Source organism: Natrinema halophilum (assembly GCF_013402815.2).
Classification (GTDB): Archaea; Halobacteriota; Halobacteria; order Halobacteriales; family Natrialbaceae; genus Natrinema; species Natrinema halophilum.
The window spans coordinates 842,222-860,624 of the sequence record NZ_CP058601.1 but is presented as its reverse complement, the minus strand read 5'-3'; the positions used below and the strand labels follow the sequence as shown (position 1 = coordinate 860,624).

General features: G+C 62.4%; 21 protein-coding genes. 9 read left to right on the top strand and 12 right to left on the bottom strand.

The genetic code is table 11. From position 1 onward, the window contains the following. Positions 1-378 precede the first annotated feature (378 nt). Complete coding sequence (locus HYG82_RS24965; RefSeq protein WP_179259828.1) at positions 379-594, top strand: hypothetical protein; 216 nt, start codon at positions 379-381, stop codon at positions 592-594. 93 nt (positions 595-687) lie between these two features. Here the strand turns inward: HYG82_RS24965 and gvpM are convergent, their stop codons facing one another. From gvpM to HYG82_RS24925, 8 genes are all read right to left on the bottom strand, one after another. Continuing rightward, positions 688-1,047 carry a gas vesicle protein GvpM gene (gene gvpM / locus HYG82_RS24960; protein ID WP_179259827.1) on the bottom strand — a complete coding sequence of 120 codons (360 nt, stop codon included), beginning with the start codon at positions 1,045-1,047 and terminating at the stop codon, positions 688-690. Then, a complete protein-coding gene (gene gvpL, locus HYG82_RS24955) occupies positions 1,044-1,988 on the bottom strand; it encodes a gas vesicle protein GvpL (RefSeq protein ID WP_179259826.1) in 945 nt (314 codons plus the stop codon). Before gvpL ends, gvpM begins: the two co-directional genes overlap by 4 nt. Then, positions 1,985-2,329 carry a gas vesicle protein K gene (locus tag HYG82_RS24950; protein WP_179259825.1) on the bottom strand — a complete coding sequence of 115 codons (345 nt, stop codon included), beginning with the start codon at positions 2,327-2,329 and terminating at the stop codon, positions 1,985-1,987. The genes gvpL and HYG82_RS24950 overlap by 4 nt, the downstream gene beginning before the upstream one ends. Beyond that, entirely contained in the window at positions 2,326-2,919 is a 594-nt protein-coding gene (gvpJ, locus tag HYG82_RS24945) for a gas vesicle protein GvpJ (RefSeq protein WP_179259824.1), read from the bottom strand. The genes HYG82_RS24950 and gvpJ overlap by 4 nt, the downstream gene beginning before the upstream one ends. A gap of 86 nt (positions 2,920-3,005) precedes the next feature. Continuing rightward, a complete protein-coding gene (locus HYG82_RS24940) occupies positions 3,006-3,923 on the bottom strand; it encodes a hypothetical protein (RefSeq protein WP_179259823.1) in 918 nt (305 codons plus the stop codon). Then, entirely contained in the window at positions 3,920-4,501 is a 582-nt protein-coding gene (locus HYG82_RS24935) for an Hsp20/alpha crystallin family protein (RefSeq protein ID WP_179259822.1), read from the bottom strand. The genes HYG82_RS24940 and HYG82_RS24935 overlap by 4 nt, the downstream gene beginning before the upstream one ends. Further along, positions 4,502-4,756, bottom strand: a complete 255-nt coding sequence (gene gvpF, locus HYG82_RS24930; RefSeq protein WP_179259821.1) for a gas vesicle protein GvpF — start codon at positions 4,754-4,756, stop codon at positions 4,502-4,504. A gap of 5 nt (positions 4,757-4,761) precedes the next feature. Then, complete coding sequence (locus HYG82_RS24925) at positions 4,762-5,382, bottom strand: GvpL/GvpF family gas vesicle protein (RefSeq protein ID WP_179259820.1); 621 nt, start codon at positions 5,380-5,382, stop codon at positions 4,762-4,764. A gap of 447 nt (positions 5,383-5,829) precedes the next feature. Between HYG82_RS24925 and gvpA the strand changes: the two genes are divergently transcribed. From gvpA to HYG82_RS24905, 4 genes are all read left to right on the top strand, one after another. Then, complete coding sequence (gvpA, locus tag HYG82_RS24920; RefSeq protein ID WP_179259819.1) at positions 5,830-6,117, top strand: gas vesicle protein GvpA; 288 nt, start codon at positions 5,830-5,832, stop codon at positions 6,115-6,117. Positions 6,118-6,123: 6 nt separating this feature from the next. Beyond that, positions 6,124-7,149 (top strand): gas vesicle protein GvpN, encoded by a 1,026-nt coding sequence (gene gvpN, locus HYG82_RS24915; RefSeq protein ID WP_179259818.1) that lies wholly within the window; start codon positions 6,124-6,126, stop codon positions 7,147-7,149. A 58-nt stretch (positions 7,150-7,207) separates the two neighbouring features. Beyond that, the gene (gvpO, locus tag HYG82_RS24910) at positions 7,208-7,753 is read left to right on the top strand and encodes a gas vesicle protein GvpO, halophile-type (protein ID WP_235217820.1); all 546 of its coding nucleotides are present in this window, start codon (positions 7,208-7,210) and stop codon (positions 7,751-7,753) included. Between the two features lie 506 nt (positions 7,754-8,259). Next, positions 8,260-8,598 carry a CHY zinc finger protein gene (locus HYG82_RS24905; RefSeq protein ID WP_179259817.1) on the top strand — a complete coding sequence of 113 codons (339 nt, stop codon included), beginning with the start codon at positions 8,260-8,262 and terminating at the stop codon, positions 8,596-8,598. 29 nt (positions 8,599-8,627) lie between these two features. Here HYG82_RS24905 and HYG82_RS24900 read toward each other — a convergent pair whose 3' ends face one another. Further along, the gene (locus tag HYG82_RS24900; protein ID WP_179259816.1) at positions 8,628-10,148 is read right to left on the bottom strand and encodes a helix-turn-helix domain-containing protein; all 1,521 of its coding nucleotides are present in this window, start codon (positions 10,146-10,148) and stop codon (positions 8,628-8,630) included. Between the two features lie 201 nt (positions 10,149-10,349). On the opposite strand from HYG82_RS24900, the gene mutS reads away from it, so the two are divergent. After that, positions 10,350-13,169: a DNA mismatch repair protein MutS gene (mutS, locus tag HYG82_RS24895; protein ID WP_179259815.1), complete on the top strand. Its 2,820-nt coding sequence runs from the start codon at positions 10,350-10,352 to the stop codon at positions 13,167-13,169. On the opposite strand, the gene HYG82_RS24890 is transcribed toward mutS, so the two are convergent. Then, the gene (locus HYG82_RS24890) at positions 13,155-13,628 is read right to left on the bottom strand and encodes a GNAT family N-acetyltransferase (RefSeq protein WP_235217819.1); all 474 of its coding nucleotides are present in this window, start codon (positions 13,626-13,628) and stop codon (positions 13,155-13,157) included. The genes mutS and HYG82_RS24890 overlap by 15 nt on opposite strands. Before the next feature lie 174 nt (positions 13,629-13,802). Between HYG82_RS24890 and HYG82_RS24885 the strand changes: the two genes are divergently transcribed. Together HYG82_RS24885 and HYG82_RS24880 are read left to right on the top strand one after the other, a co-directional pair. After that, positions 13,803-13,946 (top strand): hypothetical protein, encoded by a 144-nt coding sequence (locus HYG82_RS24885; RefSeq protein WP_179259814.1) that lies wholly within the window; start codon positions 13,803-13,805, stop codon positions 13,944-13,946. Between the two features lie 157 nt (positions 13,947-14,103). Further along, positions 14,104-14,559 carry a YbhB/YbcL family Raf kinase inhibitor-like protein gene (locus HYG82_RS24880; protein WP_179259813.1) on the top strand — a complete coding sequence of 152 codons (456 nt, stop codon included), beginning with the start codon at positions 14,104-14,106 and terminating at the stop codon, positions 14,557-14,559. A 54-nt stretch (positions 14,560-14,613) separates the two neighbouring features. On the opposite strand, the gene nucS is transcribed toward HYG82_RS24880, so the two are convergent. Then, positions 14,614-15,357, bottom strand: a complete 744-nt coding sequence (gene nucS / locus HYG82_RS24875; protein ID WP_235217818.1) for an endonuclease NucS — start codon at positions 15,355-15,357, stop codon at positions 14,614-14,616. A 225-nt stretch (positions 15,358-15,582) separates the two neighbouring features. Then, the gene (locus tag HYG82_RS24870; protein WP_179259811.1) at positions 15,583-16,065 is read right to left on the bottom strand and encodes a DUF7984 family protein; all 483 of its coding nucleotides are present in this window, start codon (positions 16,063-16,065) and stop codon (positions 15,583-15,585) included. Between the two features lie 360 nt (positions 16,066-16,425). Between HYG82_RS24870 and HYG82_RS24865 the strand changes: the two genes are divergently transcribed. Further along, a complete protein-coding gene (locus HYG82_RS24865; protein WP_179259810.1) occupies positions 16,426-18,363 on the top strand; it encodes a beta-CASP ribonuclease aCPSF1 in 1,938 nt (645 codons plus the stop codon). The last annotated feature ends 40 nt before the right edge of the window (positions 18,364-18,403 follow it).

The following is an 18,403-nucleotide window of genomic DNA, read 5'->3' as shown; positions in this document are numbered from 1 at the left end:
TCCAGCACCGAGACTGGTTCTAATCGGTAATCGACCGACAGTTACCGTCGGCGGAGCGAAGTTGCGATCGACTGCGGACGACTGTTCCGAACGGCGTGTGAGGTATGCACTTTGTTCCACTCGTTTTCACTCATTTCATTGCGTAAGAGATGTTTTCGACGGCACGATTTGCTTCTCGGCCGTCGAAACTGATACCGCTGCAGTCCTGCGATTATGAGGTTCTTACTTCCGTTCTATCGGTACCGATTGTTTGTGAGTGCTTGTGGCGCCCGCCCGAAACTCCATCGGTGACCGAACAGTGGGTAAGAAACCCATAGTCTCTCATCCCTTTCGGTTACAAGCCGGATAACTACAACCGGTGCTGTTAATCGAACGGATATGATCACCTGCACAAACTGTGAAACCGCCCAGTTCCTGCAGATCACGCAGAGCCGCGTCTACTTCGAAGACGGGGAAATGATCAACGAAATTTCCGAAACCTACGAGTGTACGCTGTGTGGGGCTACCGGTCAGTACGCCTACGACGATGATCTGGACGAGGAGACCGTCACCGGCGACGTCGAACACACCACGGAACGACCCAAGTACGCCTGACGAGCGGCCCCCGTTCGGGGGCGTAGCCGTCCGATAGCTGTATCGGGTTCGCTCTCCAGTTCCGTCTCCCAGTCTCGCCGTCTCGATGTGCCGCTATTCGTCCCGTTCATCCCGTTCGTCCCGTTCGTCACGTTCACCGCGTTCGTCTCGATCCTGCATCTCTTCCCTGGAACTCCCAACGCCGAAATCGGGTAACTTCTCCAGATCGCTGTCAGCCTCAGTGTCGTGGTATTGACGACGATCGAGGGCTGCTTTCCGGCGGCTGGCATCCCACTCTTCGAAGAGTCCGTACTCGTTCATTGTCTCCATGCCGGCGATCGCCGCCGTGAGCTTGATGCCCACCAGAGGGACTTCCGCGACCGAAACGATCACGTCCGCACGGAGGATCGCGCCGTCCCTGAGCAAGACGTCGATCACGTCGACGAACGTCTCCTCGTCCTTTCGCGGCCTCATGGTTGTGGGTTCGCGCGATCGTCGGCAGTCGCGTCTCCGTTACTCTCCCCTCCCAGTTCGGGCGCGAACGTGTACGGTGGCCAGGGCCCCGTGAATCTGACCTCGAGCCCCTCGTTCGCCGCCACGTCGTCGAGTATCGAGCCGATCGCTTCCTCGTCGTCCTCGTGAGCTAGCAGCGTCAGCCGGCAGATCGTTTCGCCGTCATCCGGTGTGTCGGTTTCGCCGGTCGATCCCGACCCGCCAGCCACGTCGTCGGCCAGCGACGCGTTCGGCGCTCGCTCGAGCGCGTGGACTTCCCGTGCGTCTTCGGCCAGACGTCCCTTGAGGTCGGCGGTCAGCGACTCGCGGCGTGCCACTCGGAGTTCCGATAGCCGCTGGTCGAACTGCTTCTCGAGCAGGAACGCGGTTCCCTCTTCGGAGTCTCCGATCCGCTCGTCGAGTTCCCGTAGCCGCTCGTCGCGCTCGATCAACGAGTCGTCGCTGATCGGGTCGACCTCGACGACCTGGACCCGGTACTCCCAGTGGCCGGCAAATTCCGAGAGAGCGCGTTCGAGCGTTTCGTGTTCCTCGCGAAGCCACTCGCGAACGCCCGCGTCGTCACTTCGGAGGATCGTATCGAACTGGAACGGGATCGGCGTCCCGAAAGCCTGTCCAGCTTCGTCGACGACCGTCTGATGGCGAACGAGCCAGCGCCTGATCTGTGCGAGGTCCCCTGAGTCGTAGATGCTGTCGCAGGCGTGGACGATGGCGCCGATCCCGCCCTCGGCGAGGACCGAGACCGGTTCGCCGTCGACGCCGGTCATCTCGAGGTCGGCGTCCTCGTCAGCCCGAACGATACAGTAGAGGTACCGGCCTTCGTCGATTGCGGGCGTTTGGGCCGGTTCGCCCGTCGCCTGATCTTCGACGCGCTCGTGGGTGCTATCGGAACCGTCCCGACTCATTCATCCTCACCTCCGAACACCGAGTAGCCGGGTTTGCGAGCGGCGGTGCCCTCGCCGTGAAACTGTTCGATCGCGTCGGTGACCAGCCCGTCCAGATCGCCTCTGAGGTCGTCGACACCGTCTTCGATCCCCTCGTCTCTCTTGAGGCGTTCGATCTCGGCCTCGATCGTCGCGAGTTGGCCTCCGAGTCGTTCGATCTCCTCGTCCGTGAGGTTCCCCGACTCCATCCGACGAACCGCCTCACGCTCGAGGGCGTCAATCAGAATCTCGACGACGGTGACGACCAGCGTCATCAGTCCGTCGCGAGCGTCCTCGCCGTCGCCGACGTCGATCGCCGTCACGACTCCGCACCCTCCGTATCCGGGCTGGTTTCGTCCGGTTCGGACTCCTCGTCGCTCGATTCCGCGTCGTCGTCGTTCGACTCGGAGTCACTCGAGTCGCCGTCCGAGTCGTCTCCGAGGAGATCGAACCCGCCGGTGGTCGGCCGTTCGGGGTCCGGCCTCGTGCCGAGGTGTTCGCTCACCCGATCCTCGTCGCCGACGGCGAGGTCGCTTTCGTCCGACTCCCCGCTATCGCCGTCACGTCCACTGCTGTCGGGGCTCTCCTCGCCGCCCGCGTCTTCTTCGTCCGCCGTCACGTTGACGCCCCGGGTGGGTGCGATCACCGGATTCGGACGGTCCATCTCCGCCAGTTCGGGATCGCCGACCGCCTCGGCGACTCGGCGCATGTCCGTCCCCTCGGGGAACTCGAGGCCGTACTTCGCCGCGGTTTCGAAGGAGGCGATCGCGGCCCTGACCTGCACGCCGAGCAGTTGGGTGTCGCCGATCGAGACGGCGATGTCCGCGTTGATCACGATTCCCTTGTCCAGCAGCATCTCGACAACTTCGGCGAGGTCGGCCTTCTGCCGGCTGGGCTGGAAATCATTTACCATAGCGCTCACCTCCGGTGGCAACCGGTTTCGGTTCCGAATCAGTCGTCGGGCTTACCACGCGGCCGCGCTGTCGTTGTATCGGTGGATCAGTCATCGTTGGTTCTCCGCTGTCGTTCCCGCTCGATCTCGAACCGCCGGCCGTAGATTCGCTTCCGGGTTGGTGCCGTCGAGAGTTTGACCTCCTGTGGCACCGTCGAATAGCGGGCACCGCCGCCGAGGTCGAGTCGATCCATCGGCATCGTCGACGAGGCCGTCGGATTCCGTGAGTTCGTACTCTTGTCCTGCCGGCGCATCTTCTCGCGGTTGAACTCGTAGAGCCGCTCGAACGTCTCGTGGGTCTCGAGTAGCGCCGTCCGAAAGGCGTCGATCCCCCGCATCGCCTGCTGCTGGATCGCAATCTGGTAGGCCTCCGGGTCTTCCGCGACGTCGATGTCGCCGAGCGTTTCCTTGGTCGCGGTCGCGGCATCCATCCCCGTGTCGAGGACACCATCCTCGTCGTCTCCGAGCAACCCGTCGCCGCCGTCATCTGTGACGTCCGACACCGCGTCTTCGACCATCCCGGCGACGTCGCCGTCTTCGAGATCCGTCAGGGCATCGTCCAGTTCGTTTTTCTCCTGCCAGACCTCGGTCAGATCCGTGGCGTTCCAGGCGTTCAGCAGGTCGATCGCCTCGAACAGCTCCGTGAAGTCGACGAGCTCGGTCACACCCTCGTCTTCGTTCGCCAGTACGTCGGGAATCTCGCCGATATCGATCGCATCCAGAAGCTCATCTCCATCGATCGCGTCCGGAAGATCGCTGAGGTCCATCGCCTCGAGCAGTTCGAGTATTTCCTCGGTGACCCGTACGAGGTTGTCGACGTCACCCACGACCGTCTCGATGGTATCGTCGTCGAGGTCGTCCAGAGCGTCGCTCTCGCCGAGCGTCTCCTCGAGTCGATCGAGACTCGCTTCCGCGTCCTCGAGCAGCGCGTCGAACGTCTCGTCGTCGGACTCGGCGGTGCTCATTCGTCGTCCTCCGTCTCACCGTTTCCTTCGGTCGTTGTCGTCGCTGCGCCGATCTGGACTGTGAGTACGCCGTTATTGATCGTCGCCTGAGACGTCGTCTCCCGCCACGGGACTTCGATGCGATCGAGTTCGACCTCTTCGACGGCGATTACGAGCGCCGAATCGTCGAAACCGACTGTAACGTCGTCCGGATCGGCGCCGTCGATGTCCGCGGTGATGATCATTTCGTCGTCGTAAGACCGGGTGGCCACGTTGTGGTCTGTCGAGGGAGTTGACGATCGAATTCGACGCTTTCGTGACCGGTTATCGTCCTGATTCCGTCTCTCACCGAACGATTCCCGCCTGAACGGCGAATCGTCCGCCGGGAGGTCGTCCCCGGTCTGAATCGAGATGTCGTAATCGAACATCGTTCGATCGCCCCGCCGACGGCCCGAACGCGACATCGAGCCGGAGTCTAACGATTCCAGCGCAGACAGCAGGCTCGAGAGCCAGTGGCCGCTCTCGTCGGTGAATCGATCGTCGGGAGTGCGGTCGTCGTCCGATTCGTCGCGGTCGTCGTCGGGATTGATATCGCTCATTTATCGTTTCACCTCTACACGCCCGCTCGAGAGCCGTTCGTGTACATCACGAGCGGCTTCGAGCTCCGCCTCGAGTTCTTCCTTGCGGCGACGGTATTCCTCCTCGGAGCGCTCGCCGAGTTCGTACAGCAGCTGGTTCTCCTTTAGATCGTCCTCGAGGGCCTCCACGTCGTACATCTCGTCGAGGGCGATGGAGTGGAGTGCGTCGACGATGCCGACGAACGGGCGAAACAGGAGGTCATCGAGGATGAACATGGATATTACTGGGCTCCGATTTTCACGTCGACGAAACTGTAGGGCGCGAACGGCCCCGTGTACCGGACCATCAGTTCGTCGTGATCGTCCTCGAATTCTGCGACCGCTTCGTCGAAGGACTCTCGCTCGTCCGCATCGACGAGATACGAGCGGTTGAGTACGAGACGATCGCTGAACAGGTCGTTCTCGACGGACTGTGCGGCGATGGGCTCGAGGTGGTCGGCGACCTCGGTCTCGATCGCCTCGCGGTCGATATCGGTGTCCTCCTCGCGAACGAGTTTGAGGCCGAGTTCGATCTTGCCCTCGATATCGTTTAGCGCCCGTCGGAACGCCGGTCGCGCTCCGCGAAGGACGTTTTTTAGCGCACGATCGCTTTCGAAGGCCATGCCGAACTGCATTGGGACGATGGTCGTTCCGCCGTCGTAGTCCATGATCTCCCTGAGGACATCGTCGTGAATCTGTGCATCTTCGTCGGTCTCTTCGGGATCGGTGGTGTCGATGTCCGAGACGACCGCACCGAGTCGCCGATGGGAAATCGTGTAGACGCGGTCCGCGCCGGCGACCGCTTCCGTCTCGAACTCGACGGTATCCGACTCGACGACGCCGTAGACGTACCGGTTACTCATCGTGGATCACTCGCTGTACGTGCATGGAAGTATCACGTTACTGGTTCGAACCCGGTAATCGAGGCCCGTTACGAATTCGGAGCCGAGTCCCTCGTTACGAATTCGAAGCCGAGTCCCTGGTCTTGACAAACGCGTGCGTGACACGTCTCGGCCGGTGATGGGGCAACTGGATGCCATGGGTCTTCGATAGGTGTGCTCTCCGCGATAGCCAACTGAACGCCGCGACGAGCACTCGAGTATCGTCACTGACGATTCGTCGGCGTAGCGGGTTACGGTGGTGCTTGCAGTGGCAGCCTGTGGGACCCATCCGTCGGATTGGGGTTCCTGGTGTCGACAACGGACCCGGGGCCTAAGTGCCGGCAAATCGGCGCTGTGGGCTGCTGCGGGCCGGTCGGCCTGCCATCGCAGCCCAAGCCGTGTTACGAGCAGCCGATGAACGATCGGTGTATGGCACAACCACAACGACGACCCGACTCCTCCAGCCTCGCGGAAGTACTCGACCGCGTCCTCGACAAGGGTGTCGTCATCGACGTCTGGGCCCGGATCTCGGTCGTCGGGATCGAGCTGCTGACGATCGAAGCCCGCGTCGTCGTCGCATCGGTCGACACCTTCCTTCACTACGCGGAGGAGATCGCAAAAATTGAGCAAGCCACGGCAGAAGGCGATCTCGACGAACTCGAGGAGCTCGAGGTCGAGCCCCGCCCTGAATCGTCGCCGAAATCGGCAACGGAATAACTCTACATGGCCGACGACGCTTCGCGCAAGCGTAAGGTCCGCGGTCGGAAGATCACGGACAGTCGCGAGCAGAAGGAGGGTCGAAGAGCGAAGAAAGAGCTCGCGCGAACGGCATCGAACGCCGGCGAACGCAACGGCGACAGTCCCCTTGGCGATCCATCGGACGTCGTCCCCGAGCCGTTCATCGAGACGGATGCCATCAGATCACTGCGCGATCGGATCGGCGGCTGGCTCGAGGCGGACCAGCCGGTGCACCTGATCGGACCGACGGGCTGTGGCAAGACGGCGCTCGCGCTGTCCGCCGCCGCAGAGCGCGGCCGGCCAGTCGTCTGGCTGAACGGCGACGAGGCGGTCGACACCGCCGCACTCGTCGGCTCTCACGCCGGCGGGGAGCGCTACAAGGAGGACGACCGGTTCGTCGGCGGCGTCAGCAAACAGACGGAGATCGTCCGCGAACGCTGGGTCGATAACCCGCTCTCGGTCGCGGTGCGAGAGGGCGCGACGCTCGTCTACAACGAGTTCTCGCGCAGCGATCCCGCCGCTCACAACGTCTTACTCTCGGTTTTCGAGGAAGGCGTCCTGGAACGGCCGGGCAAACGGGGGGAGGACCGGACGATAGACGTTCACCCCGAATTTCGGGCGATCCTCACGTCGAACGACGTGGAGTACGCGGGCGTCCACGAGCAACAGGATGCGCTGCTGGATCGGTTCATCGGTGTCCGCGTCGACTACTATGACGAGGAGACCGAACGAGAGATCGTCGGCGCGCACGTCACCCTCTCCGAAGCTGATATCGAGACTATCGTGGAAAAGACGCGAGCGCTCCGCGACGAACTCGACATCGTCGTCGGGACCCGCGCAGCGATTACGGCTGCGAAGGGACTGGCCGTTTTCGACGGGCACGACGGGAACGGCGAGTTCGACGACGAGACGCTGATCCACGTTTTCACGGATGTGCTCGCACCGAAGATTGCGGGCGAAGACGGCGACAGCATCGACGGATTGCGATTGCAGATCACCGAGACCATCTGACCAAACCGGAGGCGATCGAAGGGACACAGGAGTCACACAGCGAACCGAATCAAGAAAAATGGCAGAAGCCGAAACCCAATCACGGGAGCAGTGCAAAGCCCTCACCGAGGACGGCGAGCGCTGTTCACGACCGGCTCAAGACGACGGCTTTTGCTACCAACACGACGAGAGTGATCCAACAGTGAACGACAGTCAGGCAGCCCAAGAGGAAGAACAGACGGACGAACAGGCCGAAGGCGGCAACGTCGAGGAGCAACGATCCCGCGGGACGGTCAATATGACCGCCGAAGAGATGACCGATCCTGAGGAGGTCGATGCGGACGTCGAGACCGACAACGAGGAGATTGCAGGGGTCCTCGCCGTTCGCAAGACCGTCCAGTCGACCGCCGGTCAACTCATCGGCCACGAGTTCGACGGCGTCAGCGAAATCTCCCCGACCGACGACGGCTGGCGCGCAGTCGTCGAGGTCGTCGAACGCCGCGCCGTCCCCGACACCCAGGACATCATCGGTCGGTACGAGATAGAACTCGACACCGATGCCACCGTCCACGGCTATCGGCGGGTCGACCGGTACCGGCGCGGTGACACCGCCCAGTTCGAGTAAGGGAGTCGGCGATGCTGGTGTCGACGAGGGAGGGCGAGAGCCGTCTGCATCGGTGGCGGCGCTTGGGCCGACGTCTCGCCACCGTCGTTGACTGTTGGATCATTCGCTGTCGGGTCTCCGCCTCCCTGGAGACCGGTCGTCCAATCGCGGACCGAGTAGCGAATACGTGTCAGATAGAAGCCGATCAGTCTTGATTCATTTGACCGGGTGCCACCGGAACGGTTTCGATCACCACCGGTTTCATCTCGAGGGTTGTCCGCCTCACAACAACCACCTTTCGTCGTCACTTTTTCGACAAAACCGGGCCGAGACCGGTTGGGAACTCCGTCGGAAACACACGGTCGGCCGCTCGGTGACTACGTGTCACTCGAGATATCAGTCGAGTCAGAAGATATCGTCGATAGCCGACCCTCCTATCGATAGGGTCGGGTTTCATCGTGGAACAGCTCGAACAGTCACAACGCCGAAGGTTCCAGCGCCCGACGGATCGGCTGGCGCACGCTTCCATGACGGATCACACAGTCCATGGCGTCGAGGTCGATTCCGAGACGCGATGTTCTCATTACCGCACCGACAGCGACGTCGTCGCGTTCAAGTTCGCCTGCTGCGAGCGGTACTATCCCTGTTTCCGCTGCCACGAGGCCGTCTCGGGGCACGAAGCCGTCCCCTGGCCGAGGGATCGGTTCGACGAGCCGTCGGTTCTGTGCGGCGTTTGTGACGGGGAACTCACCGTTCCCGAGTACCTCGAGTCCGACTACCGCTGTCCGGCCTGCGGCGCCGCGTTCAACCCCGGTTGCTCGAACCACGCGGAGTTGTACTTCGATATCGCGGACAGAGACCCGTGACCACCGGGGTTCGGTCCCGCATGCGGCGGTCAGTCGTCTGCCGGCGCAGTTCGCGAGTCGACAGCCGCCGCCGTCTGGTCGACCAGCGCCGCCTCGACCTGTGCCGGGAGTTCGTTGGCGATCGATCGCCCGTCTTTTTCGCGGGCGACCAGTCCGTCGTCCTCGAGCGCCGAGAGGTGGTGCGAGATCGTACTCGGGTCGCGGTCGAGTTCGTCGGCGAGTTGGCCGTTGTGTGCGCGACCGAGCGCCGCCAGTGCCTCGAGAACGTCGCGCTTTGCGGGTTCGGCGAGGGCAGCTCGGAGTTCGGCGCCGTCCGCGTCGAGGAAGTAGCGCCGCTTCCCGTTGACCTTGACACCGGTTACGAGCGATTCGTCTTCGAGAATGCGAACGTGGTACCGAACTGTCGAAAGCGGAATGTCGACTCGGTCGCTCACCTGAGAGAGATAACACCCGGGGTCGGTTTCGATCGTCTCGTAAATTTTCCGGCGGCCATCGTGTTCGAGCGGGTCCGAGTCGTCGTACTGGCTGTATCTGAACAGCGGGAGGATCTTCCAGGGAATTGCGGACCCAGCCCCTTGCAGATGTCGGATACCTCGGTTCTGGGTCAGCCAACTGGCGGTTACACCGCCTGCACCGCTTGCTGCACCGGACGCGCTGGTGCCGCCCACCGCAGCCCCGGAAACGCTAATTGCCCCAAGCAGCCCGACCAACACCGCGTCCGTCGCCGTTTCAGTGGCGCCGGGAACCCCGGTCGGAGCGGATTCGTCGCCGTTCCTGTCTGCACTCGGCGTTCCGATTTGCCGCGTGTCGTCGCGGTCGGCCCCCGAGGTTGTCCATCCGACTCCGGCATCGACTCCGGCATCGACTTCGGCGGAGACGGTGACCATTCTACCGCCGACGGACTCGACCGTAGAACCAGTCTCGTCGAGCGTCGAATTGACGGCTCCCGTCGTCGTATCGACGGTCCCGTCGACGGTTCCAGACGTCTCGTTGATCGCTGTATCGACCGATCCGTCAGGATTCGATAAATTTCTGGTCGTGTCTTCGAGCCCGTCGGTCGTAGTATCAGTGGTATTCTCGAGCCCGTCAGTCGTAGTATCAGTGGCGTTCTCGAGCCCGTCAGTCGTAGTATCAGTGGCGTTCTCGAGCCCGTCAGTCGTAGTATCAGTGGCGTTCTCGAGCCCGTCAGTCGTAGTATCAGTGGCGTTCTCGAGCCCGTCAGTCGTAGTATCAGTGGCGTTCTCGAGCCCGTCAGTCGTAGTATCAGTGGCGTTCTCGAGCCCGTCGGTCGTGGTCTCCGTGGTATTCTCGCGTCCGTCGGACGTGGTCTCCGTGGTATTTTCCAGTGTCGATGTCGTATCTTCGAGGCCAAACGAGATCGATTTCGTCGTCTCGCCCGTACCGAGGAGCCCATCGCCGAGTGAGTGAGTGGATGGACTCGACAGCCCCGGTCCGGCACCCGCTGCGACGCCCGTGAGCCCGCCGCCGAGGAGCATCGCAGCCGCGAGAACGGCGAGCAAGCGTGCCACGGTGGACGAATCCCGATCCATACCGATCGTTCCCCACTGTGTCGTGGATCGTAATACGTTTTGTCCGTTTCGTGACAATCAGGTGACCGAACAGGTGGGTTATCCTGCCGCAACTGAGGCCAGAACGGGAGTCCACGCTGAATCCCACGACTTCAGTCGTGGGTAGCTCAACGAGCGGCGTATCCAGCAAGGTATTTCCGCATCGGACGGCGGAATTTAGGTATGGATCCGGCGCTTGGCCCGCCCGACGCGATGGCCGAGAAACGCGACGAGTTGACGCCGATGATGCGCCAGTATCACGACCTTTGTGTGCGTTACGACGACGCGATCGTTCTCTTTCAGGTCGGTGATTTCTACGAGACGTTCTGTGGCGCAGCCGAACGAACTGCACGCCTGCTCGAGATCGCACTGACCAGCCGTGAGGATAGCACCGGCGAATACCCGATGTCCGGCATCCCGATCGACAATGCCGAGTCGTACATCGAAGAACTGCTCGAAGCGGGCTATCGGGTCGCTGTCGCGGATCAGGTCGAGGAGCCGGGGGAGTCCCCGGGCGTCGTCGAGCGCGCCGTCACGCGCGTTATCACACCCGGGACGCTCACCGAGGACGAACTGTTGACGAGCGACGACAACAATTTCGTTGCAGCAGTCGCCCGCGGGAGCGAATCGGGTACCAACGACGCGAACGACGAATTCGCGCTCGCGCTCCTCGATGTTTCGACGGGCGACTTTCTCGCGACGAGTTCATCATCGCCGGAGGCGGTCGCCGACGAAGTGAGCCGGTTCGAACCCGCGGAGGCTGTTGTCGGTCCCGACGCAACCGCTGAGCTGTTCCCGGACGATTGCATGGTCTCGCCGTACGACGAGAGCGTTTTCGATCGAGATCTGGCCAGCGAGAAACTCTCGGCGTACTTCGGAAATCCCGAAACGCTGCTCGCAAGCGACGCCGAAATTCGAGCCTGCGGTGCGCTCCTCTCGTACGCAGAGTACGTCCGCGGTGGGGAACACGAGGGAGAACGCGGCGATGAGCGACGCGACGACGAAAGCGGGGATGTCAATCGATCTGACCCGGACGATGACGCACGCCTCGACTATCTCACCCACCTCACTCGATACGATCCGCGAGAATACCTGTTGCTCGACGCGGTTGCGCTACGGAGCCTCGAGCTATTCGAATCCCGTGCCGTCCACGGACGGGATGATGCGACGTTGGTCGGCGTCCTCGACGAAACCGCCAGCGCGCTCGGCGGTCGAAAACTCCGCGATTGGCTCCGGCGGCCGCTGCTCGAACCCGACCGAATCGAGTCGCGACTCGACGCCGTCGAGGAATTCACGAGCGCGGTCCAGACCCGCGAACGGCTTCACGATCGCCTACGAGAGGTCTACGATCTCGAGCGGCTTATCGGGCGCATCTCCCGAGAACGGGCGAACGCGCGAGACCTGCGCTCGCTTCGTGACACGCTCGCCGTCGTGCCCGACGTTCGCGAGGAACTCGCCGACGCGGATTGCGATCGACTGCGGCGACTCTACGAGAATCTCGATCCGTTGAGCGACGTCCGCGAATTGATCGACAACGGGATCGTCTCGGACCCGCCGATCGAGATCACCGACGGCGGGATTATCGCCGAAGGGTACGACGACGACCTGGACGACCTGCGCGGGACAGCGCGGGACGGCAAGCAGTGGATCGACGACCTGGAGGAGCGCGAACGAGATCGGACCGGAATCGATTCCCTGAAGGTCGGTCACAATTCGGTTCACGGCTACTACATCGAAGTAACGAATCCGAACCTCGAGTTGGTACCCGAAAACTACCAGCGTCGACAGACACTCAAAAACTCGGAACGATTCGTCACGCCGGAACTCAAAGAACGCGAAGACCAGATCGTCGGAGCCCAAGAGCGCGCCGACAGGCGTGAATACGAACTGTTCTGCGACGTCCGCCGTGAGGTCGCAAACGAGGTCGAACGCATCCAGTCGCTTGCCGAGGCGCTCGCGTCGCTCGACGCGCTCGTTTCGCTTTCGACGGTCGCAGCCACGTACGATTACTGCCGCCCAGAAATCCTCGAGCGAGATGGAAGTCAGGTTCTCGAGATCGAGGGTGGTCGCCACCCAGTCGTAGAGCGGACACAGGAGTCGTTCGTTCCCAACGGCGCCCGCTTCGGGACGGATCGTCGCCTGGCCGTCATTACGGGCCCAAACATGTCGGGGAAATCGACGTACATGCGACAGGTCGCTCAGATCGTACTGCTGGCACAGGTGGGAAGCTTCGTGCCTGCCAGCGCGGCGCGGCTTTCACCCGTCGACCGAATCTTTACGCGCGTCGGCGCCAGCGACGATATCGCGGGCGGGCGCTCGACGTTTATGGTCGAGATGGACGAACTCGCAACTATCCTTCGGGAGGCCGACGAGAACTCGCTGGTCTTGCTCGACGAAGTCGGCCGAGGCACCTCGACGGCCGACGGGATGGCGATCGCACAGGCGATCACTGAACACATCCACGACGAGGTCGGCGCGACGACGCTCTTTGCCACCCACCACCACCCGCTGACCGAACTTGCAGACGATCTCGAAGCGGCCTTTTCGCTTCACTTCGAGGTCGGCCAGGACGACGACGAGGTGGTCTTCCACCACGAGATTGCCTCGGGGGCGGCGACGGGTTCGTACGGCGTCGAAGTCGCGACCGCAGCCGGCGTTCCCGACTCCGTCGTGGATCGTGCGCGAGAGCTGGTTTCGCCCGCCTCGAATGACACAGGATCCGTCGCCCGTGACAGTTTCGAGGCGAGCGATGACGCAGACCCGATCGAGGCTACTTCGAGCAGTGAACCGTCTTTCGACCCCGACAGCGAGTCACCTGCAACGGCGACTGCGGACGGTGGTAAATCACCCGCCAGTGCGCCGGCCGACTCGAAGGAAGTACCGGCTGCCGGCGACGTCCCGCCGGAGGTGGCAGCCGAACTCCGCGCGCTCGATCTCGCACACCTCACTCCTGTCGAAGCGTTGACCGAACTCGACCGGCTGAAGCGGTTACTCGAGGAATGAGGACCGATCACCCGTCGTCGACGATCGATTTCCGATAGACGATCTGTTCGAAGGGATCGTCGAATTTTTCAACCCGCTCGCGGCACACTGCTTCGAGCTCTTCCGTCTCGGACAGCCTGCGAACCGCGGTTTGTTTCGGCTCGTATCGAGGACGGCCCGTGTAGATCCTGGCGACCGGGTGCGCCGCTCGAGTTCCCGATATATCCGTCCTGCGTAGCCGCGGCGCTGCGAGTCAGGCGCGACGCGCATTCGAGTCACCTCGACCGCCGCGTCGTCGAGACCGCGAACGTACGTCGTGATAGACTCCGATTCGTCGACGGGGCGAAACGCACCCATCGCGACGATTCGTCCCTCGATCTCCCCCACGATAAGCTCGCCACCTGCCTCGAGAAATGACTCGGTGACGGATTCCAGGTCCTCGTCAGCTAGGTCCTCGACGTAGGCACCGGCGTCTCGCATGGCGGTTTCTGTAGCTTACGAATCCGAACGGCGACCGCCGGGCGGAAGCGACGGATCGTCGGAATTTGCCCCATGTCTGAACGGTCTCCCGGCGAGAGATAAAGTCCAGCCATTGGCCCACCGAACTGCATGGCCCGGCACAACACACAACCGGCTTGGCGTGGGCATTTCCCTATGACCTATCGAACGACGATCGGCTGGTCGCTCATCACCTCGGGAATCGTCACACTGCTGCTGGCGTATCTGCCGGGGAAATCGTGGTGGTGGGGCGTCGGGCTTCTGGCGCTCGGAATCATCATTTTCACGGTTCGACGGTAGCCGTTCACCGCCGCGAGGCCGGTATTCGGCCGGCCCGCGGACTCCGACTCTAGCGGCGTCGGTCACAATTCGAAGTACTGTCGCAAAATGTAGCTGAAAGTTTCTTCTGCCTCGTGAGCGAACGGTTGAGCGCAACTCATCCGAGGTGACGACCGACATGGGATCGACGACACTCGAGAGTCCTGCGTTCGACGACGGCGAACGCATCCCCGAGGAGTACGGCTATGCCGAAGACAACACCAATCCGCCACTCGAAATCGACGCCGTTCCCGACGACGCCGAGTCGCTCGCGCTGATCGTGGACGACCCCGACGCGAGAGAACCCGCCGGAAAGGTGTGGGACCACTGGGTCCTCTGGAACGTCCCGCCGGAAACCGGGACGATCCCGGAAGGCTGGGACCCGATCGAGGCGCGTGAGGGGATGAACGATTTCGGAGAACGGGGCTACGGCGGCCCGAACCCGCCGGACAGGGAGCACACCTACCGGTTCAGACTGTTCGCTCTCGATACGACGGTCGAACTCGAATCCGATGCCGACGCGAACGACCTCGAGTCGGCGATCGACGGTCACGTCCTCGAGCAGGCGAAACTCGAAGGAACGTATCCGGCGTAGCGCCGCGACGACTCGTCGGCCGAGTCGACTACCGCAATCGGTGACGTCAGGCGTTCACTCGTCCGGCGGCTCGAGAGAGATGAATTCGAGGCCGTGATCGCTCAGCAGCCGATTCGCACGGTCGGTCACCGACGGAGCCACCAGTATCCCGCGGACGGTGGCGTCGGCATGCATGTCTCGCTCGAGCGCGTCGACGTAGCGCCGGAGCTGGCTCACCGCGTCGGGACCGACCCGGCGGCGCTTCAGTTCGACGACGACGGCACGCCCCGTCGAGTCCTCGCCGTAGATGTCAACCGCTCCCGCTGGCGTCTCGCGCTCGGTCGCCAGCGGCATGAAGCCGGTCTCCAGCAGATCCGGCTCCTCGAGGATACGCCGGCGCAGATCCGCTTCGGTCCCGACGAGGGCAAGTTCCGTCTCGTCGGAGCCGGCGAACGCCGATACCTGCAGGACGTTCTGAAATCGCACCCGGAGTTGCTCGTCCGGCGACGTCCGGAGGCTTTCGATGACGATGTGTCCGTCCTCGCAAAAGACGTCGTGATCGCATCCCGGCGGTTGCCAGTTGACCGGTTGCTGGCCCTCGGCGGTGTGGACCAGCGCAGCCCCGTCGGGTTTGAGCATGACGTGGCGATCGCCCGCCTCGAGATAGCTCGTGGCACGACCGTCGTAGTCGACGGTACAGCGGCCATACACCGTGACGATGGCACCGCGGTCGATTCCGCGTGCGATCGCATCGCGGGCGGCCTCGGGCGACGGTTGCTGGAGGGTTTCGGTTCGGTGTCCGAACTCAGGGTCGCTCACTGAACCAACCCTACCGGCGGAGCGAATAAAAAGTGCCCGACAGCGGACGGTTCCATCCGCGTTTGCTAGTTCGGACGAACGATGCGGAGGGCTTGTCATTCGTAATCTCTGCACTCGAGACTGCTGGAAATCCGACCGGCTCGAAGGGCACCGACCAATCACTGCCAGGGGTCGCGTCGATCCAGCGGTGATCGATCTCGAACCGGTCTGCCGCGGGCATCGCGATCACGTTACGCTGAACGGACTCTCGCGTTCAGTCCAGTCCCAACCGGGGAGTCGCTCCTGGAAGCCGGCAGCGAGTGCGGCCTCGCAGTCGTCGATGCCTGCGTTTTCGTCTTCGCCGCCGTGGACGTTGACGTCGACGTAGTGAAAGGTGGCCTCGCCGAGGGTCCGCAACGGTTGCGTACCAGCGATCGTCGCGGCCAGTTCTCGGCCCAGTAGTTCGTCCACGACGAATCCGGGATAATCTCCCTCGACGTCGAGCGTTTTGAGGATCGCAACCATGGCGGCGACGTTGACGGCCAAATCGCCATCTGCAAAGACGATATCGACTTCCTCGCGATATTGGGTCTCGGTGACTGCGTCTACTTCAGTGTCGAAACGAGCGCCGAGATCCGCGCGGACGTCGTTGATGAGCGCGACGACTGTCTCCGCTCGATCGGCGACCCAATCACGTTCCTCGATGACACGATCTGGTGAAATATGCATCTGACGTCACGGACTACTGTCCGGAAGACCCTGGTTTTTGCGAAGGCTTTTATACTACGCAAAGAATAGCGTCGAGTAAGCGGGTTCTCCCTGGAATCTTCCCGCGCGGACCAGGATAACCGATTCGGGAGCGTGTTCGTCAGGCACGGAGTAGGATACGATGATTCGGAAGACGCGACGGAGTGTGAGCTACGTTGTCACACGGAGGCGACGAGACTCGCTGTCGGTTGCGGTTCGGTGGCCACCGGACGACGCCCCCACCGGAGCGGGCCGCCGTTTACGGTCATCAGTCGAAATCCCACTACCTGTCGTGGAATGCGAGCCCGAGCGGAGAGTTCACGCAAGCCACATTCGGCGATTATGAGTACTGTAGAGCAGCAACTTGACGATTTGAAAGCACAGATCACGAGCGAGTTACCGAGCGATATCTCGGTCTCCTCAGTGAAATACGAAGGCCCGGAACTCGTCGTTTACACGCGCGATCCGAAAAAGTTCGCCCAGCAAGGCGATCTCATCCGGCAACTCGCCAGCAAACTTCGCAAGCGAATCACTGTTCGGCCCGACCCGAGCGTCCTCTCGCGACCCGAGCAAGCCCGCGAAGAAATAATGAACGTCTTGCCCGAAAATGCGGGGGTAACGGACCTCGATTTCCACGCCGATACCGGCGAAGTCGTCATCGAGGCTGAAAAACCCGGCATGGTGATCGGTCGCCACGGGTCAACGCTCCGCGAGATCACGAAGAACGTCGGCTGGACGCCAGAAGTCGTCCGGACGCCACCGATCCAATCCTCGACCGTCTCGAACGTCCGGAGCTTTCTCAAGCAAGAACGCGACGAGCGCCGCGACATACTGGAGAAAGTCGGCCGGCAGATCCATCGCGAAGAGATGTCCGAAGACGAGTACGTCCGCATCACCACCCTCGGCTGCTGCCGAGAAGTCGGTCGTGCGTCGTTCATTCTCTCGACACCCGAAACGCGAATCCTCATCGATTGCGGTGACAAGCCGGGTGCGGAGGGCGAAGTTCCGTACCTCCACGCACCGGAAGCCCTGGGAGCAGGGCCACAGACCATCGATGCCGTCGTTCTCACGCACGCCCACCTTGACCACTCCGCGCTGATTCCCCTCCTGTTCAAGTACGGCTACGACGGTCCCATTTACTGTACCGAGCCCACGCGGGACCTGATGGGACTCCTGACGCTCGATTACCTCGACGTCGCCGCCAAAGAAGGGCGCGCGCCGCCCTATGAGAGCGAGCAGGTTCGCGAGGCGATCAAACACGCCATCCCGCTCGAGTACGGCGACGTCACCGACATTGCACCGGACGTCAAACTCACCTTCCATAACGCCGGCCACATCCTCGGCTCGGCAGTCTCGCATTTCCACATCGGCGACGGGCTCTACAACGTCGCGTTCTCCGGCGACATCCACTACGAGGACACCCGCCTGTTCAACGGTGCGGTCAACGACTTCCCGCGAGTCGAGACGCTCGTCCTCGAGTCGACCTACGGCGGTCGCAACGACTACCAAACTGACCAGGTTGACTCTGAGCGGAACCTCAAAGAAGTCATCAACGAAACCTACGACCGGGACGGGAAAATCGTCATCCCCGCGTTCGCGGTCGGGCGGTCCCAGGAGATCATGCTCGTTCTCGAGGAGGCGATGCGCAACGGCGACATCCCCTCGATGCCGGTCCACTTAGACGGGATGATCTGGGAAGCGACGGCGATCCACACCACCTATCCCGAATACCTTCGAGACGACCTCCGGGACCGAATCTTCCACGAGGACGAAAACCCCTTCCTCGCCGAAGAGTTCAACCACATCGACGGCGGTGAGGAGGAACGACAGGACGTCGCGGACGGCGAACCGTGTATCATCCTATCGACCTCGGGGATGGTCACTGGCGGTCCGATCATGTCCTGGCTCTCTCACATCGGGCCCGATCCGGACTCGACGCTCGTCTTCGTCGGCTACCAGGCCCAGGGGACCCTCGGCCGACGCATCCAGAACGGCTGGGACGAGATCCCAACCAGCGAAGTCGGCGCCATGGGCAACGGCGGCAGCGGCCGCGGCACCCTCTCGCTGAATATGGCCGTCGAAACCGTCGACGGCTTCTCCGGACACGCCGACCGCGCCGGCCTCGAGAACTTCGTCAAGACGATGAACCCGCGTCCCGAGAAGGTGCTTTGTGTCCACGGAGACGAACGTTCTACCCAGGACCTGTCGTCGGCGCTCTACCACGACTTCGACATGCGGACGTTTGCACCGAAGAACCTGGAGACGTTCAGGTTCCTGTAGGCTCGCCAGTTTCGGTCGCGTTTCCTGTATTGCAGTACCG